Origin of the sequence: Vibrio sp. RC586 (assembly GCF_000176715.1) — a bacterium.
Lineage (GTDB): Bacteria > Pseudomonadota > Gammaproteobacteria > Enterobacterales > Vibrionaceae > Vibrio.
Genome location: NZ_ADBD01000010.1, coordinates 56,515 through 71,020 on the forward strand (window position 1 = coordinate 56,515; position 14,506 = coordinate 71,020).

The 14,506-nt window shown below is 39.8% G+C and carries 18 protein-coding genes; 16 read left to right on the plus strand and 2 right to left on the minus strand.

The window, feature by feature from the left end; all coding sequences use genetic code 11:
- The first annotated feature begins 245 nt into the window (after positions 1-245).
- Together VOA_RS0118050 and VOA_RS07615 are read left to right on the plus strand one after the other, a co-directional pair.
- Positions 246-812 (plus strand): hypothetical protein, encoded by a 567-nt coding sequence (locus VOA_RS0118050; RefSeq protein WP_001100489.1) that lies wholly within the window; start codon positions 246-248, stop codon positions 810-812.
- Between the two features lie 3 nt (positions 813-815).
- Positions 816-1,643: a hypothetical protein gene (locus tag VOA_RS07615; RefSeq protein WP_000681390.1), complete on the plus strand. Its 828-nt coding sequence runs from the start codon at positions 816-818 to the stop codon at positions 1,641-1,643.
- Positions 1,644-1,778: 135 nt separating this feature from the next.
- Here VOA_RS07615 and VOA_RS0118055 read toward each other — a convergent pair whose 3' ends face one another.
- Both VOA_RS0118055 and VOA_RS0118060 read right to left on the minus strand, forming a co-directional pair.
- Entirely contained in the window at positions 1,779-2,144 is a 366-nt protein-coding gene (locus VOA_RS0118055; protein ID WP_156794470.1) for a hypothetical protein, read from the minus strand.
- A 5-nt stretch (positions 2,145-2,149) separates the two neighbouring features.
- Positions 2,150-2,440 carry a hypothetical protein gene (locus VOA_RS0118060; protein WP_001276349.1) on the minus strand — a complete coding sequence of 97 codons (291 nt, stop codon included), beginning with the start codon at positions 2,438-2,440 and terminating at the stop codon, positions 2,150-2,152.
- A 299-nt stretch (positions 2,441-2,739) separates the two neighbouring features.
- Between VOA_RS0118060 and VOA_RS07610 the strand changes: the two genes are divergently transcribed.
- The 14 genes from VOA_RS07610 (at position 2,740) to VOA_RS19235 (ending at position 14,270) form a co-directional block, all read left to right on the plus strand.
- On the plus strand, positions 2,740-3,960 hold the full coding sequence (locus VOA_RS07610; protein WP_001123630.1) for a hypothetical protein: 1,221 nt from the start codon (positions 2,740-2,742) through the stop codon (positions 3,958-3,960).
- Between the two features lie 154 nt (positions 3,961-4,114).
- On the plus strand, positions 4,115-5,206 hold the full coding sequence (locus tag VOA_RS07605) for a DUF4238 domain-containing protein (protein WP_000157875.1): 1,092 nt from the start codon (positions 4,115-4,117) through the stop codon (positions 5,204-5,206).
- A 211-nt stretch (positions 5,207-5,417) separates the two neighbouring features.
- Positions 5,418-5,732 carry a hypothetical protein gene (locus VOA_RS07600; protein WP_000540561.1) on the plus strand — a complete coding sequence of 105 codons (315 nt, stop codon included), beginning with the start codon at positions 5,418-5,420 and terminating at the stop codon, positions 5,730-5,732.
- Between the two features lie 305 nt (positions 5,733-6,037).
- Complete coding sequence (locus VOA_RS19205; protein WP_083806530.1) at positions 6,038-6,220, plus strand: DUF645 family protein; 183 nt, start codon at positions 6,038-6,040, stop codon at positions 6,218-6,220.
- A 195-nt stretch (positions 6,221-6,415) separates the two neighbouring features.
- Positions 6,416-6,898 carry a GNAT family N-acetyltransferase gene (locus VOA_RS0118065; protein ID WP_000422935.1) on the plus strand — a complete coding sequence of 161 codons (483 nt, stop codon included), beginning with the start codon at positions 6,416-6,418 and terminating at the stop codon, positions 6,896-6,898.
- A gap of 147 nt (positions 6,899-7,045) precedes the next feature.
- A complete protein-coding gene (locus VOA_RS07595; RefSeq protein ID WP_000087609.1) occupies positions 7,046-7,750 on the plus strand; it encodes an HNH endonuclease in 705 nt (234 codons plus the stop codon).
- Positions 7,751-8,333: 583 nt separating this feature from the next.
- Complete coding sequence (locus tag VOA_RS07590) at positions 8,334-9,266, plus strand: DUF4238 domain-containing protein (RefSeq protein WP_000460237.1); 933 nt, start codon at positions 8,334-8,336, stop codon at positions 9,264-9,266.
- Between the two features lie 593 nt (positions 9,267-9,859).
- Positions 9,860-10,597 (plus strand): hypothetical protein, encoded by a 738-nt coding sequence (locus tag VOA_RS07585; protein ID WP_001155793.1) that lies wholly within the window; start codon positions 9,860-9,862, stop codon positions 10,595-10,597.
- Positions 10,590-10,733 (plus strand): hypothetical protein, encoded by a 144-nt coding sequence (locus tag VOA_RS19795; RefSeq protein ID WP_156794471.1) that lies wholly within the window; start codon positions 10,590-10,592, stop codon positions 10,731-10,733. The genes VOA_RS07585 and VOA_RS19795 overlap by 8 nt, the downstream gene beginning before the upstream one ends.
- 174 nt (positions 10,734-10,907) lie before the next feature.
- A complete protein-coding gene (locus tag VOA_RS07580) occupies positions 10,908-11,771 on the plus strand; it encodes a DUF2971 domain-containing protein (protein ID WP_000655294.1) in 864 nt (287 codons plus the stop codon).
- 251 nt (positions 11,772-12,022) lie between these two features.
- Positions 12,023-12,271 (plus strand): DUF3709 domain-containing protein, encoded by a 249-nt coding sequence (locus VOA_RS19230; protein WP_001886430.1) that lies wholly within the window; start codon positions 12,023-12,025, stop codon positions 12,269-12,271.
- A 293-nt stretch (positions 12,272-12,564) separates the two neighbouring features.
- Positions 12,565-13,227: a hypothetical protein gene (locus VOA_RS07575; protein WP_000701382.1), complete on the plus strand. Its 663-nt coding sequence runs from the start codon at positions 12,565-12,567 to the stop codon at positions 13,225-13,227.
- 150 nt (positions 13,228-13,377) lie between these two features.
- Positions 13,378-13,764, plus strand: a complete 387-nt coding sequence (locus tag VOA_RS07570) for an MmcQ/YjbR family DNA-binding protein (RefSeq protein WP_001015088.1) — start codon at positions 13,378-13,380, stop codon at positions 13,762-13,764.
- 245 nt (positions 13,765-14,009) lie between these two features.
- Positions 14,010-14,270, plus strand: coding sequence for a DUF3709 domain-containing protein (locus VOA_RS19235; RefSeq protein ID WP_001886440.1), 261 nt, complete (start codon positions 14,010-14,012; stop codon positions 14,268-14,270).
- Positions 14,271-14,506: the final 236 nt, after the last annotated feature.

The window sequence follows — 14,506 nt, forward strand, 5'->3', positions numbered from 1 at the left end:
GATTTCAGTGGGTTATTCTTGATTTGGTTCAAATGTAAAGTGTTGAAGCTTAAGCATAACAAACGCCTCAAGAGGGACTGTCAACGCGTAGCGTTTCCAGTCCCATTGAGCCGCGGTGGTTTCGGTTGTTGTGTTTGAGTTTAGTGTTAATGCGTTGTCAGCCCCTTAGGCGGGCGTTAGGTTTAAATTGGTGTAACTTGTAGTATACTGTTGTAATATACAGTAATTCTGTGTGGGAGTTGCAAATGAACGTATTCTATAAGCTTTGGCTGACTTTTTGTTCATTGTTGTTAACTATGACAGTGTACTTGGTCAAAGAGGATGTACTCCTTAATTCACTAAGTATCTATGTTGAACATGAAGGTGTTAAGCAGCTATTAATTTCTCTACCCAAATACGCATCTTGTATCGTATACTTCGTGGCGGTGGTATGTTGTACTGGACTGAGTATGGTTCTTGCTCGTTGGTTGAGTGAAGACCAGATTTCTGTAGGTAGTATAGCAACTGTTGAAACGGCAAATGATGCCTTTTTGCCAAGTTATTTAGGGTATTTTTTTGTGGCGCTAAGCGTGGGGGATTCTGGTACATTTATCTATGTGTTTAGCATGATATTTATCTTCATATTTTTCTCAAAAATATCCTATTTCAACCCAGTCTTCTTGATATTCGGGTACAAGTTTTTTCATTTGACTGATAATTCAGGTTTGAAAATCGTTGTCATAACAAAGAAAGAACTAAAAGTGCCATGTGAAGTTGAGTTTTGTAAGTTAAAAAGAATAAATAACTATACGTTTATTACATCGGAGCAATAGTTAATGAAGCACTTAATCGCTTTTGCAGGCGCGCGTTCAGGTGGTTTGCATAAAGTTTTATCTACTACAGGTGAAATCTTTGCTCAGCAAGATTTGACGAATCGAGTAGCATATTCACCATCGACCAATTTGGATGATGATGAATGGTTCTACATTGAGCAATTCTCAGAAAAAGGCTATGAGAATGACTTTGTAGCAAAACCGAGTCCTATCAATACAACTACTCTCAACCAGTTGCCTGTCGAGAAGTTTGAAAAAATCAAATATCTATGTTACGAAGATGGTACGAAAAAGTACTTTCAAAAACTGCTACCTTCGCAGTTGATTTCTAAAAAATGGTTCTCAGTTTCTGACGCGCCAGTATTGGAAAACAATAAAAAAATCATTTCATTTTCGAACACTCCTGATGCTATATATGACTCCGTATCAAACGAACTTTACTTTCGCGATATCGCGAAGGTAAAAGCAATCTTTAAGGGCATCGAAGAACTATACAGGGAAGCAACCCAAGAGGAAGTAACAGAGTTTCTTCAACAAGACTTTATCGAGTTAACTGAAGGTTACGATGTAGCAAGTGTAAAAGTGCCTAATCGTAAACGTATTGCAATTGCGGTCGACCGGATATCTGATTATTCCGCAGAGCAAAAACAGGAAATTTTTGACTACATTCATGAATATTGTCCAAATGTAACCTTCAATGATGGGAAGTTTTCAATATCATCAGAAGATGATCTGAAGTACGTCCTATTTGGTATCGACGAGCGTTATTATACGACTAAGCTTGGAAACGAGAAGCGTCTTGCAAACTCTGTGATACCGATGGCTTCATAAACCTAACAAAGCATTTAAGAGTGATTCGCAACGCTTGGCATTTTCGCTTCGCTCAAGTGTAGCCAAGCGTTGCTCACACCTTAATGCGGCGTTATACGCCTAGATAATTTAGCCCACATAGTCGTGGGCTTGTTTCTATTTATCGTCCGAGACTAGGTGGAGAGGGAAGATCAAAAGGCTTACAAGTAGAGCATAAAGCATTGGTAACAGAGCTATGCTAAGCCCCATGAAAGCACCTTCTATATCAAGATGGCCATTTGAAAACGTAAGTATCACGCCTAGAACTAGTCCAAAAAAACCAGCTAAAATAGATGTTAAAATGACGAATTTGAAACAGTTTTTTTGTTTCTTAGTCAATAAGAAAACCAGAGTACATGGAGCCAAAACCAAAGACAGACTTGTAAAATCAAAATAGCTAATCAAATCTTGGCCATTGAGCAGTGCTCGTAATACAACAAGTGATGTTATTGCTATGTAGAGGCTTAAAAATGCACGTTTCATTATCATTACCACCAATATCCATACATTATGCTATTTGGATCTCTAGGCAATGATAACATTGATTCACGATCTTCCATGTAACGTCTTTTAAAATTATTGCGCTTTGCTCCTACAGGAGCAAGGTTGGTTATTGCCTCTACTAGCTTTTTTAGTTGAGGGTCTGACATAGGAGTGCCTCGTTCAAGTGCTTCATGGAGCTCCGGAACAAGTAGTTTATACCACTCATTTGCTTTCTGTTTGCCTGAGATTTGCCCGTAAATTTGCTCTACAGCACTAGATATAAATGACGCTGACATATATGGTTCCTTTATTGGGTAGTTTTTTGTACATTATACTGTCAGTAAATTAGTAAGTAATTGTTCATATTGATTATTTTTGTAGTCATAATGACTTTTATCTCTAAGCCCGGCGTATAACAAACAATTTAAGAGTGATTCAGTACGCTTGGCATTTTTGGTTTGAGTTAAGTTCAGTGTTTACGGTGGTCAAATTAAGTCTCGTGGCCGCGTACTTCACACCTTAATTGGGCGTTAGTTGCCCAATTGGTACATATTTATAATAGGTGGATAATTTGGAAGACGTAAGAATAGGCAATATGCCTAAAGATAAATTGATAAACCTTTATCATTCTATGGAAACTAGTGAGCTTGATGCGCTACTTGTAAAAAGTAGTGGGCAAGAGCTCAACAGATTTCTATCGCATATGAGTGAGCGTAATCTAAATGACCTGTTTTCGTCGCAATCCCCAAAATCGCTTAACGCAATATTTGAGCGAATTCCTGAAAATCGAATTAATAAGTACTTGTTGCTAGCTTCAGAAGCTAACATCCGGAAAATTGTTTCTAGCTTGTCGAATGAAGCTAAATTTAGGGTTCTTTCTAGTTCATCGTCAAGCCTTCGAACTAAGTTGTTAAATACATTACCGGTAAAAGCCCGTGAAGAGTGGAAGCGTTTAATTAACGAAGAAACTCTTCTAGATAGAGAGCTTAGTCACATTACAGCAAGCCGAATTGACAACTCATTAGAAAAAGAAGCAATAGACCGCATCCGATCGTTAGAACAGCAAGCTCAATTAAGACAAGAGCAGGCAGAGGCTCGCATCCAACAGTCTGAACACAAGTTATCGTTGATACAACAACAGATTGCCCAATCAGAAAAGCAATTACATGATCAGCAGATTCGAGCTCAAAAAGAGCATGAGACTCTCAAAAAGCGCGAAAATGACTTGTCTACTAAATTGCTGCAACTAAAAGAAGAACACGAAAAGCAAATACAGAACAGAATTGACATAAAAGTACCAGAATATGTGTCAAATGCTCTGTCTGCCCTAGAGGCCAAAGAAACGGAGTACAAAACAAAAGCTCACGACTGGAGTTTTAACGGTAATGTAGCATTGGCTTGTGCGGTAGTTGCTTCATTACTGGCCCTAGCTTACGGTGCTTATGAGTTCAGCAACACAGACAAAGCTGATATAAGTTGGTTGTTCTTCGGCTATCTCATGCTCAAGGGGTTAATTGTCATTGGCCTTTTTTGTGCGTGGGCAAAGCACGCATACAACCAATCAAATGCTTATATGCATGAAGCACTTAAGCGCACTGAACGCACACACGCTATTAGTTTCGGTAAACTGTACCTAGAAATATATGGTAACGATGTAAGCAAAGAAGATATGAAGTCTATCTTTGAAAACTGGAACATGGAAAGTCAAAGTGCATTTAAAGAAATTCAGCAAGTTGATTTTCAGCCACAAACTCTCGATAAGCTCAAAGATATTATAGGTCTCATGAAGACCGGAGAATCTCAGAAAGCTAAATAGTGGAACATGTGGGGTTAGGCAACTAACAAAGCATTTAAGTGTGATTCACAACGCTTGGCGTTTTCGCTTCGCTCAAGTATAGCCAAGCGCCGCTCACACCTTAATGCGGCGTTAGGCCTCTCTTCATCGTTTGGAATATATCAATAAGGTAATTATGGCTTCAAACAAAAATCAACATTATGTTCCGCAATGTTATCTAAAAAATTTCTCAACAGATGATTCAAAAGCGTCGATCTGCCTCTACAATCTGGATAGGAAAAAACTAGTAAAGACTGCTCCAATCAAGAATCAGTGCTCGAAAAACTATTTTTATGGTGAAGACCTAGTTTTAGAAAAAGCATTACAACCTATTGAGGGACGATTTTCTGCAATGGTTCGTACCATCGAAGAGCCAAACTATATTCTCAGCGAAAAAGACGAGGCTTTCTTAAAACAGTTTTGGCTACTTCAATACCTAAGAACGGAAGCTGCATCACGCCGAAATGTTGAGTTAGCTGAAGGGATGAGTAAGGTCACAGGAGCAACTGATTTTAAGTTAGAAATTAAGGATGCTGTTCAACAATCAATGCGCTCGTTTTTTGATGTTAAATATATAGTTAGTGACCTGAAAGTTTGTTTGGTTAAAAATAATACAAGCACAGATTTTATTACTTCGGATGACCCCGCTGTACTTACGAATTGGTGGCATTTGCTTGATAAAAGAGCAGAATTGCAGTCATTTGGTTTAGGCTCTGCTGGCTGTTTACTAATTTTGCCTTTGTCCCCCAAGGTGTTAATGGTTGCATATGATGGTGACGTATATAGTCTCCCAAAGAGCAAAGGGTGGTTGCGCCTTAAGAGCAAATTTGATGTCGATTCTTTCAATTACTTACAAGTATTAAATTGCCGGGCTAATTTGTACGGTTGTAAAACAGACATAGAGAAATACTTTGTGCGTTTACATGACAAAGTGATAGATATTAAGCCAAAGCAAAGACACAAAATCAATTATGCGATTTTGGATGAGGTGAGTGATGGTGCTAAAAGGTATAAGTTAGTTGAATCTCCGGATGTTGAAGAACATGAAGAGGCATTAGTTCACTGCCAACCTATCTATGTTGCACCACCTACGTGGCCAAGGGCAATTAAGTGGAAAAATAAAGGTTTTGTTGTCACGAATGGAACAGGTGTCGGATTTATCAGGTTATCTAGGGTCCTAGAAATGGGCACACGAGACTTCTATAAATTACCATCCCGCGAGGCCTAACAAACAATTTAAGAGGGATTCACAACGCTTGGCACTTTTGCTTCTACTTCAGTTTTAGTGTTTATGGCACAATGCTTTAGGTTTGGGTGGAGGCGTTGTTCACCCCTTAATTGGGCGTTATACCAACCGAGAAAATTTCACTCTCCCTATTGAAATTGGTTGCTATAAGCACAATTTAATATTCTGAATATTAACAATAAATGAGGTTTTCATGGGTTACATTCTTCAAAACACAACAAGTCTTCAATTGGTTGATAAAGATGGTGAGTTTATCGAATTGGATGACTTCCAAGAAGTAGGCGAACATGAAGTTATTTCTAAGCCTTCATTCAAAGAAGATGACGAAACTAGACAAGCAACTTTTCAAGCTGATTTAGACGGCAATACTATTACCGCCCGCGTTCAATACACTTCCGGTATGAGTGGTCTCGAAGTTCAAAATGTAGATGTTGAGGGAGTGCCAGAGGAGTATCAAGAAGAATCTTCCGTAGATTTTGAATTCCAAGAATGTGAAGACGACGAATAGGCTTGGTATAACAAACTGTTTAAGAGTGATTCGCAACGCGTGGCATTTTTGCTATGCGTTGCGTTTAGTGTTTAAGGTGGTATGCGGAAGCATAGGTATTGCGTTGCTCACACCTTAACAGGGCGTTAGTTTCTATCTAGAAAAAAGCATCAAAAGCTCAGATTCAATACCCTGCAAAATCAGCCTTAAGCTTTCAAGTTGCACAATTTGGCTTTTGAGTTTTGCCTGATGCTGATATTTGGTAGAAAGCGTTGAAAGCTTAGCTATTTCAAAGTCGCTGAAAGCCAACAAGCCTCGATGCTTCAATATTGTTGGATATTCCACACGGAAGGTTTGGTTTCACAAAAGGCAGCATCATCGCTGTGAGCTTGCTTTCTTTGTCTCGGACTCTTAACCGTGGCCAACTTAACCTTGATCGTTTTGAGGTTTGGCAGCCAACTTCACAGCTTTTGGCTCTGGACGTGTGTTTGTGTGATGCTTTTGCGTAAAATGACTTTTAAACCAATGTGGTAAAAAGTCATTGGCAAACAATAGGCTACGAAACTAACAAACGCCTCAAGAGGGACTGTCAACGCGTGGCGTTTCCAGTCCCAATGAGCCGCGGTGGTTGCAGTTGTTGTGTTTGAGTTTAGTGGTGATGCGTTGCCAGCCCCTTAGGCGGGCGTTAGGCACAGGGTGGAAAATTGGAACTACAACAGTTAAATCAGCACCATCTTAAATGCTTGCTCGAGCATGTTTGCCTGGACTCAGAATTGACGTTTTGTGAAGGGGCTGTGCCACCAAGGCATGTTCTTATTCGTTCTTATAAGCATATCCAAAACTCAAAAGCTGAAATTTGGTCATTACCTTACATGATGTCAGTGGACAATAATGTCGTTGGTTTTTGTGGCTTCAAAGATGAACCTCAAGATAGTGAAGTTGAAATTGGATACAACGTTTCGCCTTATAAACAAGGTCGAGGATTTGCAAAATTGGCAGTCAATCAACTTTGTCAGTTAGCGTTTAATGTGGATTCAATTGAAAGTGTTGTGGCTTTGATTTCATCGGCGAACCTCGCTTCGTTGAATGTCGTACGAGCCAACAACTTTGTTTTCATTGGTTTTGTGGTTGATAGCGACAATGAAAAATTGGAAAAATGGGTACTAAAGAGGGCATCCTGTGCCTAACAAACGCCTCAAGAGGGACTGTCAACGCGCGGCGTTTCCAGTCCCAATGAGCCACGGTGGTTACGGCTGTTGTGTTTGAGTTTGGTGTTATGCGTTGCCAGCCCCTTAGGCGGGCGTTATATGCTTCCATCAATTAGGTAGTTCAAAATGAGTAGAAAAAAATTTATGGAGTCTGTTGGTGCTACTTGCAGCAACTGGAATTGGAGCTGGTCGTTCGTTAATCACGAAGAAAGGTTTGTGGTTTTTGGTCATTGGGATGTCCACAAAGACGGCCTAATTTTTGATGAAAGTTGGAAAGGGCCAGGAAGAAAGCAGTCTCTAGAGCATATATCGCTGATTCAAAATAATGGTTATCGCCTAAAAACCTTTCCTATGCAGTATGACCAAACTGAAACAGGAACAGCCAAAATTAAAAGTTTTGATTGGATTCTTGAGGAGAAACATTTAGCCGGAGTCGATGGGCTTTGGTATGCATTAAATTACTCTGAAAGCGTTGATATAACTTCAATAGAAGAAGTCATTCATCCAGAAACGTATATTGAAGGGGCAACAAAAGAGATCTCGGTAAATGCTTACGAACGTAACCCAGATGCTAGAGCCAAATGTATATTGCACTATGGATGTAAATGTTATGTCTGTAAATTTGACTTTCAGGAAGTTTATGGAGACATAGGAAAAGGCTTTATTCATGTGCATCATGAAGTTTCGCTTGCTGAGATCAAAAAAGAGTATTCCGTTGATCCTATTAAAGACCTAAAGCCATTGTGCCCTAACTGTCATGGGATAATTCATAGGACACATCCTCCAATATCTGTTGATTCTTTAATAAACTTGTTACGTTCTAGAAACTAACACGCATATAACAAACGCCTCAAGAGGGACTGTCAACGCGTAGCGTTTCCAGTCCCATTGAGCCGCGGTGGTTGCAGTTGTTGCGTTTGAGTTTAGTGTTATGCGTTGCCAGCCCCTTAGGCGGGCGTTATGCAACAACAATATTAGATTGACGAAAAGTTTATAGAAGTTATTATTACCTAGTTTTCCACTTTCTTTTTGGAAAACTAAGGAGGGTAAAATGATTAGTAGAGTGTTTTTCATTTTATCTAGGACCGCGCTACTTGCTCGCTTCTTAAAAGAGTCGAGCTGATGCATTAAGCAAGAGCCCTTATATGGGTGGAGCTTAATACTGGGCAACTGCCCAGTGGTCCGTTCCCGTATTCTGTTTTCATTACCTCTATAAATCTTCATCTCCCGTATATTAGTCAATTACGAATCATCCATTAAGCGGACAATTGCATAACAAACGCTTCAAGAGGGACAGCCAACGCACGGCATTTTTACTATGCGTTGGTTTCTGTGATTGCGGTATTATGCGGTAAGTTGTTAGTAGCGTTGGCTGCCCCTTAAGCGGGCGTTATGTCTCCGGAGGAAAATATAGATGTTCGATCAGAAAAAGCAAAGACAGCATTACGTTTGGAGACGATACCTAAAGTCTTGGCTTGTCGATGATAAACTTGCATGTATGAGAAACAAGCAAAATGTATTTTCAACTAAAGATTTGATGAATGTTGGGCAGCAGAGCTATTTTTATAAAGTTAATAGCCTATCTGAACAAGATATTAGCTTTGTTAGAAATATGTTTTTATCTGATGTGGATGAAACGGTGAGCTCAATTTACGAGCGATTGTTCTCTCTTTTTCGCTATGTTGAACAAGTTGAAAAGTTAGAATCTGACGGCAGCGATTCTGGTATTGAGAAACTAAAACAGCACTACGCTAATAACCTAGAAGAGGAAATTCAGTCGGAAATTGAGTCACAAGGTGATCCCTGCCTGACGAAACTTTTATCGGGAGATGTAAGTTTCTTTGAAAATGATGAAAGTGCCGCACACTTTCTAAACTATTTATGTATGCAGTATTTGCGTACAAAAAAACACCATAATGCATTGGTCTCTGGTTTTACGGGGGTTAACCGAGAACAAATAATAAAGTGTGCAAATTTAATTCGTATTGTGTTTTCAACGAAGTTAGCGGCAAATTTGTATGTTAAGCGAGCAAATTATAAATTGGTGATAGCAAGAAACATTAGCGATACGCCATTTATTACTAGCGATCAACCAGTGGTTAATTTCTTAGATACCAAAAAAGACCAGAACCAACAAACAGAGGAATTTGGTCTATATTATCCTCTATCTCCTGAATTGGCTGTATTTTTAGTAGAAAAGGATATATTTGGTTCAGTGTTAGAAATGAGCTTTGATAATGCATCTGTTGAACAGTTCAACCAAATTACGCTTAGTGCCTCGCATGAACAGGTCTATGCTTCTTCCGAAACTCAGTTGAAGTCTTTGCATGTTGAACTAGAGACATAACAAAGCATTTAAGAGTGATTCGCAACGCTTGGCAGTTTCGCTTCGCTCAAGTATAGCCAAGCGCCGCTCACACCTTAATGCGGCGTTATGCTTAATCATTTTAAAACAGTGGTTTATGGTTTTTCTTTGCTCCCTCGGCTGGTTGGTTTCGAGTTTGTCGGCAAGTTTGCTTCAGTGGGCGCTGTTTTCCGGACACCTATTCTTTGGCGCTGGAAACTCGCAGAATTGCCTCAGTCAATTTTCGGGCAAGCGCGAGGTTAGGGCGGTTGGCTCAATCAGCAATTTGATCTTAGGTTTTTGAGTTTTGACAGCCAAAGTTCAAAGTCTGATTTTCAAAATTATGAGTCATTTCTGTTTTCTATGTTTTGGTTTTTGTTTGTGAATCAAAGCTGAGTTAATCTTGGTTTGGGTAAAACGTAAGCCATTGAAGCTTAAGCATAACAAAGCGTTAAAGAGGGACTTGGCACGCGTGGCATTTTCAGTTTGCGTTGGGTTTAGTGGTTACGGCACTATGCGGTAGCTTTTGTATTGCGTGCCTGCGCCCCTTAACGCGGCGTTATATTTCTAGTTGAGTATCGAGGTAAGAGTTAATAGTGCAAGAGATAATTGAACAACTTAGAGAATCTCGGAGCAAGTCCGAGTTACTTCGTATTCGAAGAGAGCTTGATCAGCAACTACAGCAGCTAGAACAACAGAAATCGAAAATTGAAGATGACTATGTTCAGCTAGAAACAGATAAAATCGAAGTTGCAAAGTATGTTGAGTTCAATAGTCAATCTTATGCGTCGTTTTATAATACTAAACTTGAAAAAGACAAAAGTATCTTAACTCTGTCTGTTGCTGGGCTAGGCTTTTTGATTACCTTTACTAACTTTGCTGAAAAGTTGGGTACGTTTGCTTATGTGGCATTTATCCTAGCTGCGTTAGCTTATCTATTTTGTGTATTTAACGTCATAACCATTTTTGAAAAAAATGCATTGTATATCATCGAAGTCACTACTGATTCAGACAAGGCTAGTGAACTTGAAGTGCAGCTTCGAAAACATGATAAAAGAGCAATTTACTCATTTTATTTGGGTATATTATTATCCTTCGTGCTAGGTATATCTACCTCGGTTCAATCACAATTAAAAGGGCAGGAAATGTCAGATAAAAATAAAACTAGTCAAACCACTAGAGTGCAAATCAACGATAGTTTTGCGGGGATGTCAAAGTTGAATGAAAGCTTCTCTGGTTTATCTTCAATGAAACCGAAACCATCAAAACCAAATCAATCCGCACAAAATACAACAGCAAAAACCCCGAACGTGGAGAACAAACGTAATGGCTAACAACTACTCTGGCTCTAACCAAAAACCACAAGGTTACAATGACACTAGCAATGTAAAAGGTAGTGTTGATGGAGCTTCAAGAATGAAGCCTGTAATAGGAAACCGAAAACCGGCAGGGACAGACAAGAAAAAATAAATATAACAATCTGTTTAAGAGTGATTCGCAACGCGTGGCATTTTTGCTATGCGTTGCGTTTAGTGTTTAAGGTTGTATGCGGGGGCATCGGCATTGCGTTGCTCACACCTTAACAGGGCGTTATGCCTATTTATATTCATAGGCCTTTATTCAAATTTATAATCAAGAGATAACATGAAAGATAGTTTATTTAAATTTTTTCCTTATAACTCTCACGATTTAGATGCACTTGCAAATAACTACCTTTGGTTTAGTCATTATTATGACTTTAATGATCCATTTGAAGACGTATTTATAAATAATGCCATAAGCATGGATAAATATGATTTTGATGAACGCAAAGCTATAGAGTTCTATAAAGTTTTACATGCAAATATGATTCCTAGTCATCAGCTTGAGAGGCAGCTCCTTGAACAAAAAATAGACGGAACTTTCAGGGAGAAGTATCAAAGTATGATGGACTCAACATTTAAGGGTGTACTAAGTGACCTAAAGTACTTTGTGGAAAATTCAAAAGCTACATGTTTTGCAAGAGATCATAAAAACTCTAAAGCTATAAAGAACAAGCTTATGTGGTCTCATTATGCTAATGGACTCAGAGGATTTTGCATTGAATATGATCGTGAGAAATTAATTAGTGGTATTTCTGAACTAATTGGTGACGAAATTGATGTGGCCTCTATGCAATATGGTCAGCTACGGCGTTTTTCTTTTCAAGATTTAATGATGAGTACAGCCAAAAGAGCTAGTTTAGGTGGAGAATATTTTAGTGTTGGTTCCTTAGTGCATTTAAAATCGTCTGAATGGGAATATGAAAATGAGTACAGATTAATTACAACAGGCGATAATTGTGTGCCAATTCGAGCAAGCTCAATATGTTCAGTTACCGTCGGATATAAAATGACGAAAAGCAGGTTGAATACATTGCTTTCAATCTTAAATGGTAATTCAGAGATTTGTTGTGAAGTTTACGAAACATATATAGACCTAGAAACATTTGATTTGGAGAGGCGATTTTTGACAACCATTGGAAAATAGGCATAACAAACGCCTCAAGAGGGACTGTCAACGCGTGGCGTTTCCAGTCCCAATGAGCCGCGGGGGTTACGGTTGTTGTGTTTGAGTTTGGTGGTAGTGCGTTGCCAGCCCCTTAGGCGGGCGTTATGCTTAATCAATAAAAATCAGCAGGTTGTGATTGTCGATCCCTTAGGCATGTTGTTCAGGTTTTGTCGGCAATTCAATATTGTTTTTCGCTGCCTAATGAAACGGCAATGTATCTGGCGTTGTAAATTCTGAGTGATTGCCTCATTGGGTTCTTGAGTCTGCGCGAGTTGAGTTTTGCTCTTTCAAGTTGCTTTGAGCAGTTTGGTTCCTTTACTTGCAGGCTGAAAGTTAGTCGGCAATTGAGCATTGTTTTTCGCTGCCTAATGAAACAGCAATGTGTCTATCGCTTCAAGTTTCAGCGTGATTGCCTCATTGAGTTATTGTGCTCATGCGTGGTGAGTAGGTTTGTCGGAGAGGGTTTCCACTTTGGCTGATTTGCAGGATGAAACCCTGTATTGGTCAGTTTATAGGTAAAGTTTGAGTCAGTTCTAACTCAAGAGAATTCGAGGTTTGGTTAATCATTTCAATGAGTTATTCTTGGTTTGGTTCAAATGTAAAGTGTTGAAGCTTAAGCATAACAAACGCCTCAAGAGGGACTGTCAACGCGTGGCGTTTCCAGTCCCAATGAGCCGCGGTGGTTGCAGTTGTTGTGGTTGAGTTTAGTGGTAATGCGTTGTCAGCCCCTTAGGCGGGCGTTAGCTGTAACAAAGTATAGGTGAATATATAAATGAAAATTCCGTATTGTTTTTCTTCTGAAGAACTGCGTTTAGTTCAAGCTTTTAATAAAAAGCAGGCGGAACTAACAGATACCTTTGTTGCTAATATACATGAGCATGTAGAAACATATACAAGGGAAGTATTTTATCAACAGTATGCTGATGATCCTGGTGAAGTATTCGAAGTGGCGGTAGAACATATTGCTGGTGTAAGCGAGGATGAATACGATTTTAAAGCTGTATTTTGTGAACTAATGCCTATGTATCAACGGCAGTCAATGCTAGTTACAAACTGGGCGGTATTCGAGTGTGAACTTAAGAAATTCTATAGCATTCTTGCTGAGGAAAAGGGCCGTTCTCCAGAACTGCCAAAGAAGAAAAGCGGTAGTGAATTAAATCATCTTGTGAAAAATTTTCAGGCGCTTGGATTGTTAAAGAATCCTTCTGCTGAGTTTAATGAGGCATTTGATAAGCTAGAAAATGAAGTCCGGCTGATCCGCAATGATTGGGTTCATAATGGTGGGGTTTCTAAGGCAAGTAAGAATGTTGATTTGATAACTGGCGTATCGGTAAGTGGGCAACAGCTTGATATATCAATGGATTATATTGAGTTAGCAACGAAAGCTATGTGGAAGTTATCAAGTGAACTAACTGCTTCAGCAAGAACCGTGTAGAACAGCTAACAAACGCCTCAAGAGGGACTGTCAACGCGTGGCGTTTCCAGTCCCAATGAGCCGCGGTGGTTGCAGTTGTTGTGTTTAAGTTTAGTGGTAATGCGTTGCCAGCCCCTTAGGCGGGCGTTATGAGGCTATAGGAAAACGAAGATGAATCACGATGAGTTCAACCAATTTTGTCGTTCCTTTCCTGCTACTACATACGTAGTGCAATGGGGTGGCTCTCATGTTTGGAAAGTGGCTGGAAAAGTGTTTTCTATTGGTAGTATCGGCAAGGAGCAGCAACCCGTTTTTACTTTCAAAACATCGGATTTGAACTTTGAGTATCTGAGTGAGCACGATGGTTATATTCCCGCCCCTTACTTCGCCAACAGAGGGATGAAATGGATCCAACAAACGGAGACTTCAGGTGTATTAGACGAAGAGTTGAAGTATTACTTGTCTGAGTCCTACCGTCTTGTTGTGCTCGGTCTTAGTAAAAGGTTACAGAAAGAGTTGGGAATTACGCCAAAAGCAGACGGTGAATCCGCCTCATAACAAACGCCTCAAGAGGGACTGTCAACGCGTGGCGTTTCCAGTCCCATTGAGCCGCGGTGGTTATGGTTGGTGTGTTTGAGTTTAGTGGTCATGCGTTGTCAGCCCCTTAGGCGGGCGTTATGCTTAATCCATAAAAATCAGTAGGTTGTGCTTGTCGGTTTCTTTGGCATTTCGTTCAGGTTTTTTCGGCAATTCAATATTGTTTTTCGCTGCCTAATGAAGCGGCAATGTATCTGGCGCTGTAAATTCTGAGTGATTGCCTCATTGGATTTTTGAGTCCACGCGAGGTGACTTTTGCTCTCTCAAGTCGCTTTGAGCAGTTTGGTGCCTTTACTTATAGGCTTAAAGTTTGTCGGCAATTGAGCATTGTTTTGCGTTGCCTCATGAAACGGCAATGTGTCTGTCGCTGTAAATTTCAGTGTTATTGCCTCATTGAGTTGTCGTGCCCATGCGTGGTGAGTGAGTTTGTCGGAGAGGTTTTCTACATTGGCCTAGTTGCTAAATGAAAGCCTGCATTGGCTAGTTCATAGATAAAATTTGAGTCAGTTCTAACTCAAGAAAATTCGAAGTTTGGCCAATGATTTCAGTGAGTTATTCTTGAGTTGGTTCAAGTGTAAAGTGTTGAAGCTTAAGCATAACAAACGCCTCAAGAGGGACTGTCAACGCGCGGCGTTTCCAGTCCCAATGAGCCGCGGTGGTTGCAGTTGTCGTGTTTGAGTTTAGTGGTATGCGTTGCCAGCCC